The 19,257-nt window shown below is 43.2% G+C and carries 19 protein-coding genes and 1 pseudogene; 12 read left to right on the top strand and 8 right to left on the bottom strand.

Features of this window, described 5'->3' with window-relative positions; translation table 11 throughout:
* Positions 1-33: 33 nt before the first annotated feature.
* A complete protein-coding gene (locus AOB57_RS05745; RefSeq protein WP_054297624.1) occupies positions 34-492 on the bottom strand; it encodes a 30S ribosomal protein S15 in 459 nt (152 codons plus the stop codon).
* A gap of 483 nt (positions 493-975) precedes the next feature.
* Between AOB57_RS05745 and AOB57_RS05740 the strand changes: the two genes are divergently transcribed.
* Positions 976-1,290, top strand: a complete 315-nt coding sequence (locus AOB57_RS05740) for a hypothetical protein (protein ID WP_054297625.1) — start codon at positions 976-978, stop codon at positions 1,288-1,290.
* A gap of 59 nt (positions 1,291-1,349) precedes the next feature.
* Here the strand turns inward: AOB57_RS05740 and AOB57_RS05735 are convergent, their stop codons facing one another.
* The 5 genes from AOB57_RS05735 to AOB57_RS05715 all read right to left on the bottom strand — a co-directional run bounded on the left by AOB57_RS05735 (position 1,350) and on the right by AOB57_RS05715 (position 5,648).
* Entirely contained in the window at positions 1,350-2,651 is a 1,302-nt protein-coding gene (locus AOB57_RS05735; protein WP_054297626.1) for a hypothetical protein, read from the bottom strand.
* A gap of 89 nt (positions 2,652-2,740) precedes the next feature.
* Positions 2,741-3,385, bottom strand: coding sequence for a hypothetical protein (locus AOB57_RS05730; protein ID WP_273076683.1), 645 nt, complete (start codon positions 3,383-3,385; stop codon positions 2,741-2,743).
* Positions 3,366-4,037, bottom strand: coding sequence for a hypothetical protein (locus AOB57_RS05725; RefSeq protein ID WP_054297627.1), 672 nt, complete (start codon positions 4,035-4,037; stop codon positions 3,366-3,368). Before AOB57_RS05725 ends, AOB57_RS05730 begins: the two co-directional genes overlap by 20 nt.
* 29 nt (positions 4,038-4,066) lie before the next feature.
* Positions 4,067-4,552 (bottom strand): hypothetical protein, encoded by a 486-nt coding sequence (locus AOB57_RS05720; protein WP_054297628.1) that lies wholly within the window; start codon positions 4,550-4,552, stop codon positions 4,067-4,069.
* Between the two features lie 328 nt (positions 4,553-4,880).
* Entirely contained in the window at positions 4,881-5,648 is a 768-nt protein-coding gene (locus AOB57_RS05715) for an SDR family oxidoreductase (RefSeq protein WP_054297629.1), read from the bottom strand.
* Between the two features lie 326 nt (positions 5,649-5,974).
* Between AOB57_RS05715 and AOB57_RS05710 the strand changes: the two genes are divergently transcribed.
* Positions 5,975-6,112, top strand: a complete 138-nt coding sequence (locus AOB57_RS05710) for a type II toxin-antitoxin system HicB family antitoxin (RefSeq protein ID WP_082384029.1) — start codon at positions 5,975-5,977, stop codon at positions 6,110-6,112.
* A 321-nt stretch (positions 6,113-6,433) separates the two neighbouring features.
* On the opposite strand, the gene AOB57_RS05705 is transcribed toward AOB57_RS05710, so the two are convergent.
* On the bottom strand, positions 6,434-6,988 hold the full coding sequence (locus AOB57_RS05705) for a ferritin-like domain-containing protein (RefSeq protein WP_226999658.1): 555 nt from the start codon (positions 6,986-6,988) through the stop codon (positions 6,434-6,436).
* 623 nt (positions 6,989-7,611) lie between these two features.
* On the bottom strand, positions 7,612-8,847 hold the full coding sequence (hisS, locus tag AOB57_RS05700; protein WP_054297631.1) for a histidine--tRNA ligase: 1,236 nt from the start codon (positions 8,845-8,847) through the stop codon (positions 7,612-7,614).
* Positions 8,848-9,388: 541 nt separating this feature from the next.
* Between hisS and cobD the strand changes: the two genes are divergently transcribed.
* From cobD to mtbB, 10 genes and pseudogenes are all read left to right on the top strand, one after another.
* Positions 9,389-10,879: a threonine-phosphate decarboxylase CobD gene (gene cobD, locus AOB57_RS05695; protein ID WP_054297632.1), complete on the top strand. Its 1,491-nt coding sequence runs from the start codon at positions 9,389-9,391 to the stop codon at positions 10,877-10,879.
* On the top strand, positions 10,876-11,862 hold the full coding sequence (locus AOB57_RS05690; RefSeq protein WP_054297643.1) for a cobalamin biosynthesis protein: 987 nt from the start codon (positions 10,876-10,878) through the stop codon (positions 11,860-11,862). The genes cobD and AOB57_RS05690 overlap by 4 nt, the downstream gene beginning before the upstream one ends.
* Before the next feature lie 138 nt (positions 11,863-12,000).
* Complete coding sequence (gene cobZ, locus AOB57_RS05685) at positions 12,001-12,543, top strand: alpha-ribazole phosphatase CobZ (protein ID WP_054297633.1); 543 nt, start codon at positions 12,001-12,003, stop codon at positions 12,541-12,543.
* Positions 12,544-12,560: 17 nt separating this feature from the next.
* The gene (gene cobS / locus AOB57_RS05680) at positions 12,561-13,403 is read left to right on the top strand and encodes an adenosylcobinamide-GDP ribazoletransferase (protein WP_054297634.1); all 843 of its coding nucleotides are present in this window, start codon (positions 12,561-12,563) and stop codon (positions 13,401-13,403) included.
* Positions 13,388-13,993: an NTP transferase domain-containing protein gene (locus AOB57_RS05675; RefSeq protein ID WP_054297635.1), complete on the top strand. Its 606-nt coding sequence runs from the start codon at positions 13,388-13,390 to the stop codon at positions 13,991-13,993. Before cobS ends, AOB57_RS05675 begins: the two co-directional genes overlap by 16 nt.
* Positions 13,994-14,012: 19 nt before the next feature.
* Positions 14,013-14,753: an ABC transporter ATP-binding protein gene (locus AOB57_RS05670; RefSeq protein WP_226999657.1), complete on the top strand. Its 741-nt coding sequence runs from the start codon at positions 14,013-14,015 to the stop codon at positions 14,751-14,753.
* Between the two features lie 2 nt (positions 14,754-14,755).
* Positions 14,756-15,718 (top strand): SufB/SufD family protein, encoded by a 963-nt coding sequence (locus tag AOB57_RS05665; protein ID WP_054297636.1) that lies wholly within the window; start codon positions 14,756-14,758, stop codon positions 15,716-15,718.
* Positions 15,719-15,829: 111 nt separating this feature from the next.
* Positions 15,830-16,222 (top strand): hypothetical protein, encoded by a 393-nt coding sequence (locus AOB57_RS05660; RefSeq protein WP_054297637.1) that lies wholly within the window; start codon positions 15,830-15,832, stop codon positions 16,220-16,222.
* Between the two features lie 946 nt (positions 16,223-17,168).
* The gene (gene mtbC / locus AOB57_RS05655; protein WP_054297638.1) at positions 17,169-17,819 is read left to right on the top strand and encodes a dimethylamine corrinoid protein MtbC; all 651 of its coding nucleotides are present in this window, start codon (positions 17,169-17,171) and stop codon (positions 17,817-17,819) included.
* 6 nt (positions 17,820-17,825) lie between these two features.
* Positions 17,826-19,232, top strand: a pseudogene (gene mtbB / locus AOB57_RS05650) ([dimethylamine--corrinoid protein] Co-methyltransferase).
* Positions 19,233-19,257: the final 25 nt, after the last annotated feature.

The raw sequence follows: 19,257 nt of genomic DNA, 5'->3' as shown, positions 1-19,257 counted from the left end.
TAACATAAAAGTGAAAAAAAGATTTCCAGGTGTTTACCTGGTAATCATCATCTCTGCAGTTTCAGGCTTGTAGAACCAATCTTTCGGAAGTACCTTTTCCTGCTTGTAGTACTTAACAAGCCTTCTAATCTTGGATTCGGTAAGGTTAAGGGAACGTTTGTTATGGATATCTTTCTTGTTAATAGAAAGGTGCTTTCTGAGTCTGAGAGCCTTTACAATCAGATTGGTAAGGTCTTCAGGGACATTTGGAGCAACATTGTTCTCCTTAAGAATATTTGTGATTTTCTTGCCTGTGATAAGCTTGGCATCTGGGACACCGTAGCGGTCCCTTAAAGTCATTCCAATTTCGGCTGTGGAGACTCCCTGCTTCCAGAGATCGAGAATAATTGTAGTAACTTCGTCTGCGCTGATCTTGCACCACTCAGGCGGCTCAGTTCTGATGGGCCTGGTGGAAGAGGACTTGCCTTTTCTTTTGGTATGCATTTTTGCCATAATATTTCTCCTGATATCAATTGATCGATGCCTGAAGAAGCTCTTCGGGCTGAAGTTATATCTTTACCGACTATAACGGACCAACACATCGATCGGGAGATTTTAATCCGCCACAGCAAACTGCTGCGTGGCTTTTCAGGAATCCCTGCAAAAGCGTAAATTTTTCGGTAAAAACATCACTAGAGAATGCACCATACCATATATACTTTGTGTTGGGAAGAGGAGGTATTGGGCTCCCTTTGAAGCTGGAAAACCACTATGATAAACAAATTTGATAATGCTCAGAAGGCTTAAAAATGCCACTCTTTTAATAATTCAATGAGCCGGCAGATTCGTATTGTGCGGTAAAATGATTGGGATTCTACTCCTGCACTAGAATCTATAGGGCTGAATGCGTTGAGTTGTATCCCTGATAGAAGGAAGGATTAAGTCTTTTTCTAAAGTCCTAAAGAATATATAATCTGAGTCTTATAAGAAAGGAATATGACTGGAGAACCTAAAAAACCACCAAGGACCACTGCTATGAAAATTTTGTGTAATATGGTATTAATCCCGAACCTTAATGATGAAGTTGAATACTTCACCGTTGATTCTAAGGGATATCCAGCTCCGAAAAAAACAGAATATGCCAATAGAGAAGCAACTATAATTGTAGGACACAAAGAACGAAGTTACCTTGTGGTTACTCCTGAAGATCGAGTATTCACTGGTGCTTTTAGGAGCAATGGACGACTTTCTTCTGTGGGGCAAGAACTTGAAGGAAAGGAATTGACAGTTATTATACATATGCCTGAGTAAAAATAAAAAAACTCAACCTTATATATAGAAAAATTCAGTGATAAGTAAATTTTCTATGCTCAGGATGAGGGATTCCAGAAGCTCAAAACTATACGCGCTCCGCCCGGGTTTATCTGCCTGTAAATAGATTCAACCTGCTTGTCCCGAAGCGTCCGGGCTTCCGTGAGGTCTTCAGTCTCAAGAATGGAAGAAACTGTTTCATTGATTTCACCTGAGAATTCAGTTTCAAGTGCGTTTCTAATTTCATCCCTTAAATATTGGGTCATCTGTTCCTCAAGCAAAGGAAGATCAGCCGCCGACATATTTTCAGGAAGAGTCCCAGAATCTATCGGGAACCCGGCTTTAAGCAGATTCGAAAAATATGCTGTGAAAGCCTCTTCCCCGGATATTTCCCCAGCGGGCTGTTCGGAAACTCCGTAGAGCAGGATCTGGAAAGATTCTTCATTTTCCTCTCCGAAAACCGGCCCGAAATAATCCGAAGGGAAAAGCAACCCGGTAACTGCTTCGGCTCTTTCAATAGCTGCGGTGTCAAGTGAAGCATTAAAAGCCTCAAAGAGTATCTTACTGGCTTCTTCATCTGAGGAGTTAAAAGAAGTCTCAAGCACGGAATCGTTGACACAGGCAAGCAGAGAAGTTTTTGAAATAGCGCTGGCATAGAGGGGCATTGAAAGTTCTGTACTTTGCCGGATAGCATTTCCAGGAGGTTCCTCCCCTATAATAAGTTCGCTTTGAATGGGAAAAGCTTCTACGGGATGCCAGTAGGCTTCAAACCTGTAAGAGAATCTCCCTGCAGCCTTTTGATCCAGATACGCTAAGAGGACCTCCGCATCCCTGGAAAAGTAGTTCGCAGCAAGAGGGTTTAGAAAAACCGAAGAATCATTATTTGAAACTGCCAGGGAAAGGGCAAGATATTCAGCAACCAGGTCAGCAAAAGTCCTGTGTTTCTGCTCTTTCCCGAAGAGGGCATGAGAGGAATTTTCCACAAATGAATTTTGAGGTACTGAGATATTAAGAGCTGCAAGAGGAGAAATTACATATTCGAAATCCTCAAGTTTACAGGAAAGCAGCGACTCAAGCAGATAAACATCAAGTTCTGAAGAAGTAGTGTACCCGGCTGCATAATACTGATTTTCGGCCTTCATGGAGGGCATTAACACGACACCTGCAAGCGAAATCAGAACAAGCAAAAAGATAGCATCAAAAACAGTGGAATAACCTGAGCACTCTGAAGCCAGCCCGGCTTTTTTCCTTCGGTACTTTCCGGAAGTCTCAGAAGATCTTAAATGCGCTACTTTACCCTGCCTTCGGAGCTTGGATCTCTGGCTTTCTTTTATAATTTCTTCAGTTTTTCTTCTTTTCATGCGACCTCTCTCATCTCAACCCATATTTACACTTTCGTTCCTCATTTCTCGCTTCGAATTTACTTATCTATCATTTATTACTGGTTTTCTTACGTCCATGCCGTCTTATAAATCACGACAGTAAGGAACCCAGGCACCGATTGTGCAGGATTCAACTCAATAACAACAGGTACAGAGGCTGCAACCTTTTCCTTACCGTCGGCAAAAGCTTCAGGCTCAACATTGTCCGGCATAATCCGCCAGCAACACTGGGCGTCCCCTGTGCGGATTTCAACCAGAAATCGGTAGTTCTCGGAAAAAGCTGCAAAAAGCCTTTCTCTTTCATTGAATCCATCTGGGCCTGAAAGAGAATCAAGGGCAGTTGCCGACAGCAAACCTGAACTTCCTGTCTTCAGGATAGGATTGTCAGCAAGGGTTTCGGCAAGAAGGGAAGCGCTTTCATAATTCTCCAAGGCAAATGAACGGTCCTCATAGCCGAAGTAGGTCTGCGAAATCAGGGCTGCAAAAACCATAAAACCTGTGACAGCAAGGGCTACGGAAAGCAAATCGGCGTGGGGTTCAATTATTGCTCGTTCGTCAGTGAACATTGCAGCGCACGTTTGTTTTACAGGCGTTATGGCAGTGCAGGGTAGATACACAGTCACTAACCGACCTTTGGGCAGCAGTTTCTCGATGGGATTTTTGAGAAGACTTTTGAGATGAACCTTGAGCCAATCATTGATAAGCAAGGACACAGCCAAAAGCAGAAACTCCCTCCTCATCTTTTACATAAATAAGCTTTTTTTTCAATGAAATTTTTTCATTTGGATCTAAAACTGCTTCTTCTGTCCCGATTGCCTGAAGGAAAGCTTCTATTTCGGCATAATCAGCTGTAAGGGAAGTTTCTTCATCGCCTCGAGCTCCGAATTTTGTACTGAGCTTTTCATGCAGGACGGATTCATTAAATGGTAAAACTTTGAATGTAAAGGGTTTGACAGCCCTGAAACTCCGTTCTCGATACTCGGTTTCAAGACAGATGTATTCTCCTGAAATTTTTACTTTTATATCTTCCATAAAAGGCGAATTCCTGAAAATTTCCTCATCTTCAAAACAATAGTAAGCATCCGCCTGAAGATTATTTGAACCTGAATTACCTGGATCTGAATTATCTGAACCTGAATTATCTGGTCTTAGGCTATCCGATCCTGAGTTACTTGATCCAACCATATCTACCGCAGTTTTAAAATCCCGGGCAAGAATATCAAGCTGTTCCTGAATCTCAAGCTCTTTAAAGCTTGCAGCCAGATGAAAGATTGCTGCAAACAAAATAACGCTTGCAAGAATAAGTGCTGCCTTTGAGATTAGAAAATCGGCCCATGCCGAGTCATCGTGAGCGAAATTTCTCACAGCAAATCTTCTCCTGAGTGTCAGATTTTTTAAAGGCTTTCTTTTTCGGAAATAAGTACGAATAATCTTCCGGATTTTGGTTCGAGCTTTGTAGAGAGAAAGAGCCTGTGCCTGCCTGAAGCAAGGGATACGGACCCATTAAGCTCAGGATTTGAAAATGAAGCGGCAGAATAGTAGAAAGTGACCTTTTCTGCTGTACGGACGCAGTAATCATTTGCATCCGCAGGCCATTTGTCTTCCCGGCCGGGCAGAGCCCCAAAATCCACGCTCACACCTTCAGGAAGCCTGAGTTCCAGGGAAATCTCACTTCCTTCCCCATGTAGTGAGAGCTGCTCGGCAGCAGCCGTAAGCTTTGAGATCTCGTTCAGAGCTGCATTTTCTTTTGCCTCCTCAAGAAAATCAAAAAGGTAAACTGAGGAGAGAAGTAAAATTACAGCAAAAAGGATGCCTGAAACCGTAAGCCTGAAAGGAAGCGAAGTAACAGCAGATTCGTCAGTTCCAATCCGACGAGGCAAAACTGGACCTTCATTAACCGTAAATTAGCCCCCCATCCAGAACTCCTGAAATTCTGAGTGTCGAGAATAGAGAATAATGAATTTAGTCTGCCAGAGTATAAAAAATTTGCTACTCTTCTGGCTACGAAATAATAATCTGAGTGAAGACGTAAATCCAGAGGTTAAGGTATTCTTAATCGCAGCTTTATTCAATTTGCTAATGGGTGCATCAGCATTCGCTATGTTTTTGTTGAAAAATAGATAAAAATATGAAAATTAATATCTGAAGGGAGTATTTAGCTTTTATTTCTCAAGGAAATAAATATTGTAAAACAGAATTTTTTTTGCGTTAAAGTGCAGTCCAGCCGCCGTCAACTGTAATTATCTGACCTGTGATAAATGTCGACGCATCGGATGCTAAGTAAATAACTGTCGTATCGAGCTCTCCGGACCTTCCTGCACGTCCCATCGGAGACATATATTCAATGATTTTCGCAAATTCCGGATCAGCAACAACTCCTTCGGCCATTCCAAGCGCAAAATATCCGGGTCCGATTGCATTAACCGTAATGCCTTCTTTTGCCCATTCAGTTGCCAAAGCCTTAGTAAGCATTAATACTCCGCCCTTTGTTGCACAATAAGCTGTGACAGGTAATCCTTTCATTGACACGGTTGAGTGAATCGACCCTATGTTAATGATTCTTCCGTATTTTTGCTTCAGCATTACTTTTCCGACCTCGCGGGCGAAGAAATAAACCCCGTTCAGGTTGGTATCAACCATTGTGCGCCACATTTCATCTGTTGTTTTTTCAGCAGCATCAACAAGCCCAAGCCCGGCATTATTTACAAGAATATCAATTCTGCCGAAGTCTTTTTCCACCCGCTCTACAACATCTTTAATTTGATCGGTTTTCGTTACATCACACACGTAATAGCGGCAGGTTACGCCGAGTTTTTCAATTTCCTTCTGTACTTCCTTTAATTTTTCTTCCCTGCGTGCGACTAAAGCAAGATTTGCACCCTGATTTGCCAGAGCTTTTGCAAAATCCACTCCAAGCCCTGAAGAAGCCCCTGTTACAATAGCAACTCTTCCGGTTAAATCAAATAGATTCTTCATTATAATCCTCCCCTTTAATTGTTGTTTCAGTACATAACTAAAAGTAGGCTCTGTATAAATCCCCGAAATTATATTTTATTCAGAGTCTTTATAAAATTTAGTATCGACTCTATATAAACTTTGAGAGTAGATTTTTATAGGAGCTCATCTGTATTCAAAATCAGTTTCTTGTTCTTGTTTTATTTGAATTGCAATGAGCTGTGAGCATTTATGTGCAATGAGCTGTGAGCATTTATGTGCAATGAACTGTGAGCATTTATGCGATTACTCTAATAATGTATATGATTTAAGAAAAATCTAACAGCGCATATAACCTAGTTTCACATATGGAAGAGATCTATAAGTTTTCAGCCGTAATCCACAAAGAAGATAAATGGTATGTCTCCTGGTGCCCGGAGCTTGACGTAGCAAGCCAAGGAGAGACAATCGAGGAAACTATTGATAAGCTCAAAGAGGCTGTATAACTCTATCTTGAAGATGAAGATGTTCAGATAGTTAAATTTCAGGGCAAAAACATGTAAAAAAATAATGTTTAAAAATTCTAAATAAAAAAAGAAGTCCAGTTAATTACTTATAGTAATTGTCGGACGGCTTCTAAAGGGAGGGGATATTCGCGATCTCTGCTATCTCTTAGTAATAAAAAAACTATGGTGGGAGTTTTTGGCAATGACTAGAAGACACATCATGAATATCACATCTTTAATGCCTTAACATATTGATTCCAAAATTTACTCACTATATCCACGCTAGGAAAGTTTTCATATCTCCACAATCTTCTCAGTTTTTCAAGTCTGCATCCTGAAGCCGGTGATGTAATCAAGATAACTGTCAAGAACCTCATAATGACTTCTCTCGTATCTTGCCAGCATCTCGAAGAAGTTTTTCTGTGTATCGTCTCCAACTCTTTTTGCTAGTTCCGAATAAAAGTCCTCGCTTTTTCTCTCGTGCCTCATAGCTGCAATATGGATGCCGGCGTCCCCAAGTTTAGCTTCACCACTTGTCGTTCGAATTGTATCGAACTCAGGAGGGAAAGTTGTCTGTTGATCGTACATGTGTAACATTATATATTGTTTTGTTTGAGTAACATTGAACTCTGGAGTGAAAGACTGGCCGCTTTTTGTTTTCGTACTGATTACGGGCAATTGTTTTGTATCACGGTACACTTCAAGATAGGTTATATGCCCTGCTTCTTCATCTGCCAGGTATTCATAAAGCTCCTTAAATTTAGGATCTTCCATTAAAGCGGCTTTACTCAGGTAGAAGTCCCTTGCTTCTTTTTCTCTCTCAATCGCCAGAGCTACTGCTTCTTCAATTCCCTTAAGATTTTTTACTTCCTCCACTACATCCTGATATGCGCTCCTTATTCCTTATACCCCCTCAGATTTTTATTTTTTCATAAATCCTATCAAAGTTCTTGATGCTGGTTCTTTTTAGTCTACTATTCAGTTTATTTTTTTCGCGTTCCCGGATAGGGTCCAAAAGATCATCCAAATCTAAATATGTAGTAGATCTTATAAAAACTTGTGAATGCCGTGGAATTCTGGTCGTACCCATGAGTCATTGATTAATTTTGCAAAACGTATTCCGTTGCAAAAAATATCAGATCGATACTATGAAATAACAGGAATTTATGAGTATCGATATTCAGTAAATGCCTTTAAATGAAAACACTTTGCAGGATAAATCATCTTGCAAACAGTAAGGTGGTACTTAAAATAAATATTGAGTTATCGAAATTTAAAGAAAATAATGACAGAAAAAGATAGTAACTGATCTAAATTACTCTGTTCTTAATGAAGTCAAATATATTAATCAATTATTTGGTATAATTTTATAATGTCGGTACATTTTCCTTGGATCTTTTGTCTTTTATTCATTACTTATAGATTTACATGCTTATGCTGAATTTTTGCAATGGAACCCAATTTATGGGTAAAAAGAATGGAAAAAGAAGCTTTCAACTTTAGCTATGTGAAACCTTCTCAATAATCTCTTCCAGCGTCAGAAGTTCCTGTTCTCCTGAAACCATATCTCTCAGCGTAAGTTTTCCAGCTTCTAATTCTTTTTCCCCGACTATGACAACGTAATCGGCATTGATTGTATTTGCATAGGAGAGCTGGGCTTTGAAATTGCGTTCCATGAGGTCTATGTGGACTGGCACGTGCTTTCTTAATTCGTTTGCAAAGCGAATTGCTTCGAGGTGGACATCGGGTTTCGATACAAGGACAAGGGTTTTGGGGGTGGGCGGGGTGAGAGGAGAGATTTCCATTACCCTGTCGAAACCGATTCCGAAGCCGGTTGAGGGTACGTCTCCACCGCCGAAAAGCTGGATAAGCTGGTAGGAGCCGCCTCCGCAGACCTGTCTCTGGGCGCCGAGACCCTCGGCATAGACCTCAAAAACCATGCCTGTGTAGTAGTCCAGCCCGCGGGCAATCCCGAAGTCAAGGGAATAGTCTACCCCATAGGCATCAAGAAGATTGAGGGTTTTCTCAAAACTGACGAGTTCGGAAATATTCCCGACAATTTTTATTACTTCGGGGAGGATATACTTGCCTTCCAGCTTAATAAGGTGGAAGAGATCTGACTTGAGCTTTTCCTCGGCTCCGATCTCATCAAGCAGGGCTTCAAGGCCTGCATATTCTTTTTTATCCACAAAGCGCATGACCTTGCTCACAATTTCGGCTTCAAGACCACTCAGGAGTGTGCGTATGACTGCAAGATTTCCAATTTTCATATCCCCCTTCACTCCAGCAGCTTTTAGCAGGGCATCGGCAAGGGCGATAACCTCGGCATCTGAATCAGGTTTTCCGCTTCCTATAAGTTCAACCCCGAACTGCCAGAATTCCCTGAAACGACCCTTCTGGGGGCGTTCATAGCGGAAACAATTCTCGAAGTAGAATAGTTTCAGAGGCTTCGGGAAGGATTGGAGTTCATTCACATACAGGCGCATGACAGGGGCTGTAAGCTCGGGTCTGAGGGTCATTTCCCTGCCGCCTTTATCCTCAAAGTTATAGAGTTCCTCTATTATTCCTTCCCCTGACTTCAGGGTAAAAAGGTCAAGATGTTCAAACGTGGGCGTAATGATCTCACTGTAGCCCCATTTGCGGGCGACATCGCGCATAATACTTTCCACGTATCTTCTCCGGGCAGTATCGGCAGGTAAAAAGTCCCGGGTCCCTCTTGGTCTATTAACTATCATTTTTAAATGCACCTGATAATCTCAAATATGTTCCTTATGTTCCTGATTTACTGAGCTTCGAACCAGGTTTTATTGTTCTTCTAACTTTATGCATGTCGTTAATGCATGTTGCTGATAGATGCGATCTTTTTCAGCTAGTCTGGATGATTCTGATGATTCTTGTGATTCTGAACGATTCCAAATGACTCTGAATGATCCTGAATGATTCTGGATTGTACTAAGTTAAAAGCAAGCTATTTTACTTTTTCGATACTATATGAAACCGATAGGAATGGAATGCTGAAGGATAAAGAAAAAAGTAAGATAAAGATAAGGAAAAAAACATAAATAACAAAGAAAAAATCTGAATTAAAAAAAAAAGCACAAATAACAATGAAAAATCTAAATTAATATATTTGTCCTGTAAGATAAAGTAGAATGGATTCCGGAAAGAGAAGTTTTCGCAATCAAACAATTGTAAAGCAAATAAAGGCAAGTTTAAAATGAATAATATAATAAGCAGCTTAATATACATGATTTACACTAAATAATTGCGATCATCGTGTCAGAGCAAAGAAGTGTACCTTTAAGGAAGCATCTGATGAACCTGAAGCCCTGCAGACATGGAGGATTAATTCAGGAAACATCTGAGACTTATAGGATCCCTGAAAGCGAAATTCTTGACTTCAGTGCCAACTTTAATCCTTTGGGAAATCCTTTTGAGCATCCGGAAAGCGGATTGAATTTTGATGAGGTTCTTAAAAACGGCTTTAAGAAACTTACCGAATATCCTGACAATAGGTATCTTGAGTTTCGGGAAGCTGCTGCAAGGTTTGTAGGACTTGGGGTAGCCCCGCAGAATATAATCCCGGGTAACGGTTCAACAGAAATTATAAGGCTTGTAGTGGAATGTGTGGTTGAAAAAGGAGATCTTGTCCTTCTTCCTCAGCCCACTTTCGGGGAATATGAAATGCAGTGCCGGATTATGGGGGCGGAACTTCAGTACCCAAACCAAGACGAGGTAGAAACACTTCCTGACGAGCTTCTGGAAAAAGCAAAAATCCTGTTTATCTGCAACCCCAATAACCCTACAGGGAAGCTCCGTACAAGGAATGAAATCAAAGCCCTTGCCGAGCGCTGTGCAAAGCATAAAACCCTTCTTTTCGTTGACGAGGCTTTTATCGAGCTATCGGATCCTTCACAGAGCATTGCAGACCTTCCAATAAGCAGTAATTATGTTTTTGTCATGCGCTCCCTTACAAAAGATTTCGCAATCCCTGGAATCAGGATAGGTTTCGGAATAGCTTCTCCTGAGGTGGCTGAGATTCTAGATACTGCAAGGCTGTCGTGGAACCTTGGAACCCTGGCAAATGCCATGGGAACTGCGCTTCTTAATATTGAAGGCGGGGTAGAAAATCCGTACCTGAAAAAAGCCAGGCTTATGATCAGGGAAGAAGGCGAGAAGCTCAAAGCGAAACTCGACAGGATAAGGGGTTTTAAAGCCGGAGAAGTAAATGTAAATTTTATTTTTGTCAATATCAGCAAATTCATGCTTGACTCGACTGAGTTAAGTGCGCGCCTGGCAGCTCACGGAGTCCTTGTAAGGGATTGTTCTTCCTTCCATGGCCTCGGAAAGGACTACATAAGGGTTGCAGTTCGGACTGCAGAAGAAAATGACAAGCTGATTGCCGCAATAGGGGACGTAATTACCCAGTGGGGCAAAGAACAGGCGAAAAGCGAACTTCAGCATGTAATAGAAAAGGCTTCTGAAGAAGGCATCGGAGGCAGGAAAACCTGCGAGTATTATCCCTGCCACTTTGAAGGCCAGAACTGCACCTTCTGCTTCTGTCCGTTCTATCCCTGTGAAAACGAGCGCACAGGAGGAAAATGGATTGAGAGCTCAAGAGGCGGCAAGGTATGGAGCTGCGTTGACTGTCATCTAGTTCACAAGAAAGAGACCGCCCAGAAAATCCTTGACTGTCTTATGCAGGAAGGAGACACAGACGAACTTGTGAAAGTGGCATGGAAGAAAGTTATGGAGCCTATCCTATGATTTTGCCAGACAGCGGGCATCTTGCTCTCGTGCTTCTGCTTGCAGCAGCAATAGACATAGTTTTCGGGGAACCGCCTGCTGCCGTACACCCTGTTGTGTGGATAGGAAAATTAATCAACTTTTTGAAAAATGCGGCTCCTCGCACTCACAGAAAGATTTACGGAGTTGCAATGGCTCTATGCTGCGTTTTTTTCGCAGCTTTGCTTGGATACTCAGTGCTTTACATTGCAGCCCTTCCGGGAATGCCAGGCGTACTTGGGCTCCTTCTCGAAGCCTATTTCCTGAAAGCTACCTTTGCCATTAACTGTCTGCTCAGCCCTGCAAGGGAGATTTACGGGCATCTTGAAGCAAACAGGCTTGAGAAAGTCCGAGAGATGCTCCCGATATACGTGAGCCGTAACACTTCCAAACTGACCAGAACCCAGATGTCGTCGGCAGTCATCGAATCCGTATCAGAGAATTACGTTGATGGTATCCTGAGTCCGATATTCTATTATGCCCTTTTCGGGGGATACGGGCTTATTGCCGCGTATGCGTTTAAAGCCATAAGTACTCTGGATTCAATGGTAGGATACAAAACCGAACCGTATAGGGAACTCGGATACTTCTCGGCAAAATCCGATGATGTACTGAACTGGATCCCTGCCCGAATCTCAGTTATATTTATTCTTGCTGCAGCCCTTACAATGGCTTTGCTCCCGAAAAAGCCTGGGCAAATTTTCCCCTTAAACAGCATAAAGAGCGCCCTTGAAGACGGAATGAAAACTCCGTCCCCCAATTCCGGCTATCCCATGGCAGCTACTGCAGGAGCGCTCGGAATAAAACTTGAAAAACCTGATAATTACATACTTGGGGCCTTATATCCCCCGACCGAAGTAAAAGATATAAAAAGGGTATCCCAGTTAATAGCAGTAGCTTCAGGCTTCTCGCTTGCTGCCTTTGCGGCAGTAATCCAGATAGCAGGGATACACCTGCATCCGTGACTTTTCCTTTGCCACCGGAGCCAATTCCGTTAGACATCCAGAACTTCATGTGGAAGCAGGTCTCCCAGAAAAGCCATGTGATGTTGTTAAAGATTTTCGAAATCTAATAGAACCGTTTAACAACCCCGAAGTGATCATATGAAGTTATCCGATATTGAGGAAAGGGACCTGAAAAAAGGACAGTCTGAGAAAGTACAAGAAAAAGCTACAGTCGACATTCTCGACGTCCTGGCTGAAGAAGGCATCAGTATTCAGGATCTTACAGATACGGCTCTGGAAATGTATGTTCCACATCCGGGGCTTGAGACCAGGGAGAAAGCCGACGCTCTGTTCAAAAGGGAGCTCAAGTACGCGCTTTCTGATCCAAACCTCTGCCTTCTGATCTATTCCGGAATCCTGCTGGAGCGAGAAGGCAGGGCAGGAAACCTTCCGAACCTCAGCAAAAAAGCCTATGAAAAGGACCTTACTTTTATAATTGCAGATGAAGTGCTTGGCATAAGTATTGCAAACTATATCAGCGGTTCCAAAGGCACGTTTGAGTTTGTCAGGTACGATAAACAGAAACCCGGAATCCTTTCAAAGCTCGGGCCTTTTATGGATGACATAATAGGAGGCCTCATAGGAGGCGTGTCCTCCAACATGTATTCAAGAGGTATGGCAGAGTTTGAAAGAAAGGATTGAAAAACAGGCGATATCCAATGAATTCATATTTGCTGGCTTTTAAATCAGGCTTTGGCTTCCTGTCCACGATCCCTGTGGGAATCAGCATGGAAGGGATCGATGAGCTAATGAAGAAGATCTACTTCTATCCCGTGGTAGGAGCCGTTCTCGGGCTTCTTATAGGGGCAATTGCATACATCGGGCAGATAATATTTCCCGGACCAGTGCTTGCAGCCCTTATTATGGGATTCATATATTATATAACAGGGTTTAACCATCTCGATGGAGTTACTGATATGGGAGATGGTTTCATGGCCCACGGATCGAGAGAAAAAAAGCTCAAAGCTCTCAAGGATACAACCCTTGGGACAGGAGGGGCAGCTTTTTGCATGTTGCTGCTGCTGGCCCTTTATGGTTCCATAAGGGCAATCCAGGAAGAAGGCCTGGCTGTTGTCGGACCTGACCTTCCGGTTCTAATGTTTGGATCAATGTTTATTGCCGAAGTCAGTGCAAAACAGTCAATGCTGACTATTGCTGCCTTTGGGAAGCCAATACCTCCACGGGAAAAACAGGCTTATCCTGGCCTTGGAACCATGACTATAAACGGAGCAACAAGAAAGAATTTCCTGATAGGCTTCGTATTCGGTGCCGTTGTTTGTTTCCTGCCCTTCGGGTGGATAGGGCTTCTGGCTTATCTTGGAGCCTGTATCTCGGCTCTGGTGATTCTTAACCGGAGTTATGCCCATTTCGGCGGCTTAAATGGCGACGGAATCGGTACTGCTAACGAAATCGGCAGGGTGACCGCTCTTACTATTCTCGCAGTTATCCTGAAGCTCTCATTGAACGGACACATGGGAGGTTTAGAATGGACGCTATTGTAATGGCAGGGGGATTCGGGCAGAGGCTTGGAATGGGGGAAAAGCCATGTGTTGAGTTGCTTGGAAAGCCGCTCATAGCCTACGTAATAGATACCCTCAGAGCCGCAAAGGGTATTGACAGGGTTTTCGTAGCGGTCTCACCTGTTACTCCCAAAACTGAAATCATGATTCAGGAGCGCTACAAAGGAGAAGTCCGCGTAATAAGGACCTTTGGCGGAAACTATGTAGGGGACATGATCCATGCGGTAGAAACCGCAGGAACAACTGGCCCTGTAATGATTATCATGTCCGACCTCCCCCTGATAAACCCTGAACTCATCGATTTAGTAATTGAGAAATATAGAGAAGAAGGAAAGCCTGCACTTTCGGTCTATGTCCCGATAAATGTCTGCAAAGGAGCCGGAATCAGGCCGGACACAGTTTTTAATAAAGATGGGAAGCTCATAGTACCTGCCGGAATTAATATCCTGGACAGTTCTCAAATCCGAAAAGAACAGGAAGACTTTAATCTGATACTTGACAATCCCAGACTAGCAATAAACGTAAATACTGTTGAGGATCTGCAGCGCTGCAGGGATCTGCTGCAGGTTTAAAACTAAAAACTTACTAGAGGTGTCGTATATTCTATCATTAAAAAACCTGGTGCTGAGCCGTGATGGGAAGAAAATCCTGCATGGGGTCAATCTTGAGGTAGGCGACCGGGAAATTCACAGCATTATCGGTGCAAACGGCGCGGGAAAAAGTACACTTGCATATACCCTGATGGGACTCCAGGGTTACGAATACGAAGAAGGCAACCTCATCTTTGATGGGGAAGATATCACACAGCTTTCAATAACCGAACGTGCAAGAAAAGGCATTACTCTTGCCTGGCAGGAGCCTGCTCGTTTTGAAGGGCTGAAAGTCAGGGATTACCTGGCAATCGGGGCAAAAGGCAATGGGGGCATTACTGAGGAGGAACTTAAAGAGGCCCTGAGGAAAGTTGACCTTAAGCCCGAAAAATACCTGGAAAGGGAAGTTGGTGAAGCACTCAGCGGAGGGGAAAGGAAACGCATAGAACTTGCATCGATAATCACGATGAAACCAAAACTTGCAATCCTTGACGAACCGGATTCCGGGATCGATGTTGTCTCCTTAAAAGAGATCGTGGCTTTGATCCAGACCTTAAAGGAAAACGGTTCCTCGGTACTTGTAATTACACACAGGGAGGAGATTGCAGCCGCATCCGATAAGGCGTCCCTGATGTGCGAAGGGGCTATCCTCAGGAGCGGAGACCCCCTGGAAATCAGCGAATTTTTCAAAAACAGGTGCATACCGTGTGATAACAGGGTATACCCATCAAAGGCGGCTTAACAATGACCCAGATAACTGTTAATACGCTTTCCAGCGAAATCAAAGAAATGGACGCAGCCTATTCGGCAGCAGGAGGGGATGCTGCAGTACTGCATAAGCATGAGCTTGCAAGCCTTGTGGTAAGCGGGAATAAAGTGCTCAATGCGAACGGGACAGAAGGAATCGTGCTCGAAAAGCGTGAAACCGAACATGGAGTGGATATTAAAATGACCATTAAGAAAGGATATAAAATTCCACATCCTGTTCACCTATGTTTTGGACTTATCCCGGAAGACGGGCTTCAGGAAATTAAGATGAATTTCGTGGCAGAAGAAGATTCGGCTGTTGAGCTCATTGCTCACTGTACATTTCCTAATGCTGTGAAGGTTATTCATAGAATGGATGCCCAAATGGTCATAAGGAAAAATGCCTCATTAAGGTATACGGAAACTCACTTCCACGGTCCCCACGGAGGAATTCAGGTGATTCCGAAAGCCCATATAAAGATAGAGGAAGGAGGCAGTTACTTTACTAATTTCTCACTTACCTCGGGCAGAGTAGGATATCTTGAGCTTGATTACAGCGTGGATGCCGAGAAAGATGCTATCTGTGAGATGGTTACCAAAGTCTATGGGAAAAAGAACGATAAAATAAAAATCCTAGAAAAAATATCCCTTAATGGGGAAAATGCAAGAAGCGTGATTAAAAGCCGATTGGCCATTACCGATAACGCGGAATCGGAATTCAGGGGAATTACCGAGGGTCATGCCCCGAGAGCTAGAGGGCATGTGGACTGCATGGAGGTTATCCAGGGCAATGCAAAAGCCGAAGCTGTTCCCATCGTACGTGTTGATAACCCTCTTGCCAAAGTAACCCATGAGGCTGCAATTGGGTGTGTGGACAAAAAAGAGGTAGAAACCCTGATGGCTCGCGGCCTTGAAGAAGACGACGCAATTGATGTCATCGTGAAGGGAATGCTGGCCTGAGACCCGTTTTATCCCCTTTTTCACGTATAACTTAAGAAACTTAATTATCTCTCCAGGAATACTGGAAGTCTATCCCGTAGACTGTTAAAAGGGGATCCCAATTTAATCTGAATGAGATCTGAACAAGAGGTGAGAGATATAGTTGGTGAAATTATTATCTTAGAGAAAAGGTATTCTGAAAAAAACCTGCAGCTTATTACAGGGAAAAAAGATATATCTTCGCATTATCAGGATATTCCCGAAGAAATGCTGCTTTTAAGCGAAGTCATTGAAGATCCCCTCAAACTCCCTTACCTGCTAGAGGCTTTCTATACCGCGCCGATAAAGAACGAAAAAGCCTTCCATTTTGCTCTCCTGCGAGTCCAGGTAGATTCCGACCTCAGGATGCATGAGGATATCCAAAAATATCAGCAAAGGAAATATGTAGCCGAAACCCTGGAAAAGCTACTCTATGGAGAACTTATGCTTGCAGTGGGAGAAAGTTCAGGCATGGAAAACGACTGATTAGTCCAGAAAGCAAAATTGAATCCAGAACGTGTGAGGTTTGAAAGATCTTCCAAAGCTCAGGAGGTTGGAAATTTATTGCGCTGGCTTATGGACTTTTCAATCTGCCCTTCTGTTTTATAGATATAATATTTCTGAACAGTCGTGAAATAGGATGGACATCTACGCCTATTGAGTGCATCGCGTTGGCGCTATATATCCCACTCTGGCTCTATTCATAGCAGAAGGCTACAGAGAAGAAGCCAGGACTGGAATATTGACCTAATCAGTTGTATTTCTCGAAAAGAGCTTGGTAATTCCTGCCTGAAGTATGGCGGAAAACCCTCAGAAATTGTTGGAAAATAAAGGTACCATACTGTAAACACCTGGAAGCTGTCATATAATGTAAGCAAACTCTATAGAGTTTCATGGAGTTTAAATTTTCTAGAAAGCGTATTGGATAAAATCTTATTGTATTTGCATAAGTCGGAAGATTTAATTAATGCATAAAATAGTTTCTAAGATAAGAATAAATACATAAATCTAAAATAATATATAGGGAAGCTCAGAAGAATATTAATTTTTATCAAGACTGTCCTTGGAGTTCAAAATGGAAGTTTAGATAGGACGGCTTGCTTGAAGATTTCAAAAGCTGAATCTTCCCATAGAGAAGAAGTATTTGGGAACATTATGATCTGGTTAGAGGGGTGAAAACCAGATTTAGGGGTTTACAGGCAGCAAGGGATTATAAGAGTTGTAGTTATGGAAAAAACTCGATTGGAAATGTTCGATCATTGTATTAATAAGGATGCTGAAGTTGAAACCCCTAGATCCTGGCAGCCATCTCTGCAGTGAATAATTTTCTAACTACAGCGAGAATTAGAAAAGCCACGCCTTCTATTTATAAAGGATAAAGGTTGATAAAAGCTTTCTAAAATAAAACAAAAATCTGGATAACGGGATTGAAATGGCAAGTAAAGAAGAGTTACTTCAGGAACTTTCAGAATCAATTGTTTCCTGTAAAAAGGATAGAGTAATTGATGCCGTAAACAAAGCAAAAGAAGTAATGGAACCTTCAGAAATAATTGAAAAAGGACTCGCTGCAGGTATGAACGAGGTAGGTATCCTTTTTGAGAGAGGAAAACTTTTCCTTCCACACGTAATGATGGCCGCCGATGCAATGACTGCAGGAGTCAAGATTCTTGAGGCTGAAATGCCTGCAGGAACTCAGACAAAGAAACTGGGGGTTATCGTAAACGGTACCGTAGAGGGAGATGTGCACGACATTGGAAAATCAATCGTGTCCACAATGCTCCAGTCTGCTGGTTTTGAGGTGTATGATATCGGCCGTGATGTTCCAATCAAGAATTTTATCGAAAAGGCAAAGGAAGTCAATGCTGATATGATTGGAGTTTCCGCCCTTATGACCACAACTCTTCAGGGGCAGAGGGATGTAATCGAGCTCCTCAAGGAAGAAGGGCTCAGGGACAAAATAAAAGTCATGGTAGGCGGTGCACCTGCAACCCAGGCATGGGCTGACAAGATTGGTGCAGACTGCTATGCCGAAAACGCAAGCGAGGCAGTGGCAAAGGCAAAAGAGCTACTGGTCAGGAAGTGAAGAGAAATGGCAACAGAATATGCTTTGCGTATGGGAGACGGAAAGAGAATCTTCCTTACAAAAGAGAAGATTATGGAGGAAATTGAGGCAGGTACTGCAAATGCTGCTGACCTTGGTGAAATTCCCACTCTGAATGCCAATGAGGTTGACAAGCTTGCAGAAATTCTGATGATGCCGGGTAAGGCCGTAAGTGTGGAACAGGGCATGGAAGTTCCTGTAACGCACGACATTGGTACTATAAGGCTTGACGGTGACCAGGGTAACAGTGGCGTTGGAATTCCTTCAAGCCGGCTTGTTGGGTGCATGATGCACGAGCGGGCTTTTGGTGCCGACACAATGGAACTGGGACACATTGACTACAGCTTCAAGCCTGTAAAGCCTGTTGTTTCAAACGAGTGCCAGGCAATGGAAGTTTGCCAGCAGAACATGATTATTCCGCTGTTTTACGGTGCAATGCCCAATATGGGACTCTATTATACCCCTGATGGTCCTTTCGAGAACCCCGGTGACCTTATGAAAGCTTTCAAGATTCAGGAAGCCTGGGAATCAATGGAACACGCTGCAGAACACCTGACAAGGGATACTATATGGATTATGCAGAAACTCTTTGCTTCAGGAGCCGATGGTGTCAACTTCGACACAACTGCGGCTGCAGGAGATGCTGATATGTACGGTACCCTCCATGCGGTCGAAGCCCTTAGAAAGGAGTTCCCTGATATGTACATTGAAGTAGGAATGGCAGGGGAAATGGTGCTTGGCATGCACGGAAACCTTCAGTATGATGGAGTGACCCTTGCAGGGCTCTGGCCTCATCAGCAGGCTCCTCTTGTTGCAAAAGCCGGAGCAAACGTTTTCGGGCCTGTGGTAAACACAAATACAAGCAAGACTTCAGTCTGGAACCTTGCCCGTGCAGTTACCTTCATAAAAGAAGCAGTTAAGGTTTCCACCCTGCCCTGCCATGTTGATATGGGCATGGGAGTCGGCGGAATCCCCATGCTTGAAACTCCTCCGATTGATGCTGTTACGAGGGCAAGCAAGGCAATGGTCGAAATTGCAGGCGTCGATGGCATATAGATCGGGGTCGGCGACCCTCTGGGTATGCCGATTTCCCACATAATGGCTTCTGGTATGACAGGAATAAGAGCTGCAGGTGACCTTGTTGCAAGGATGCAGTTCTCAAAGAACATGCGCATAGGCGAGGCAAAAGAATACGTGGCAAAAAAATTCGGAGTCGATGTCATGGATCTCGTAGACGAGCATGTCATGCGCGAGCTGCGTGAAGAACTCGATATCGGTGTGATTACCTCAGTCCCTGGAGCTGCAAAAGGCATTGCTGCAAAAATGAATATCGAGAAGCTGCTCGATATAAAGATAAATTCCTGCAACACCTTTAGAAGACAGATAAGAGAGTAAGAGGAAAATTTTATCAGAAAAATCA

Source organism: Methanosarcina flavescens (genome assembly GCF_001304615.2).
GTDB lineage: Archaea > Halobacteriota > Methanosarcinia > Methanosarcinales > Methanosarcinaceae > Methanosarcina > Methanosarcina flavescens.
The sequence above is the reverse complement of the archived record's forward strand: the minus strand, read 5'-3'. Positions and strand labels throughout refer to the sequence as shown.

Coding starts and splice junctions, on each gene's coding strand:
- mtbC (WP_054297638.1), top strand. CDS start 17,169: ATGGCAAGTAAAGAAGAGTTACTTCAGGAACTTTCAGAATCAATTGTT.
- AOB57_RS05715 (WP_054297629.1), bottom strand. CDS start 5,648: ATGAAGAATCTATTTGATTTAACCGGAAGAGTTGCTATTGTAACAGGG.
- AOB57_RS05660 (WP_054297637.1), top strand. CDS start 15,830: ATGAGATCTGAACAAGAGGTGAGAGATATAGTTGGTGAAATTATTATC.
- hisS (WP_054297631.1), bottom strand. CDS start 8,847: ATGATAGTTAATAGACCAAGAGGGACCCGGGACTTTTTACCTGCCGAT.
- cobS (WP_054297634.1), top strand. CDS start 12,561: ATGAATTCATATTTGCTGGCTTTTAAATCAGGCTTTGGCTTCCTGTCC.
- AOB57_RS05675 (WP_054297635.1), top strand. CDS start 13,388: ATGGACGCTATTGTAATGGCAGGGGGATTCGGGCAGAGGCTTGGAATG.
- AOB57_RS05665 (WP_054297636.1), top strand. CDS start 14,756: ATGACCCAGATAACTGTTAATACGCTTTCCAGCGAAATCAAAGAAATG.
- AOB57_RS05690 (WP_054297643.1), top strand. CDS start 10,876: ATGATTTTGCCAGACAGCGGGCATCTTGCTCTCGTGCTTCTGCTTGCA.
- AOB57_RS05735 (WP_054297626.1), bottom strand. CDS start 2,651: ATGAAAAGAAGAAAAACTGAAGAAATTATAAAAGAAAGCCAGAGATCC.
- AOB57_RS05710 (WP_082384029.1), top strand. CDS start 5,975: ATGGAAGAGATCTATAAGTTTTCAGCCGTAATCCACAAAGAAGATAAA.
- AOB57_RS05745 (WP_054297624.1), bottom strand. CDS start 492: ATGGCAAAAATGCATACCAAAAGAAAAGGCAAGTCCTCTTCCACCAGG.
- cobZ (WP_054297633.1), top strand. CDS start 12,001: ATGAAGTTATCCGATATTGAGGAAAGGGACCTGAAAAAAGGACAGTCT.
- AOB57_RS05740 (WP_054297625.1), top strand. CDS start 976: ATGACTGGAGAACCTAAAAAACCACCAAGGACCACTGCTATGAAAATT.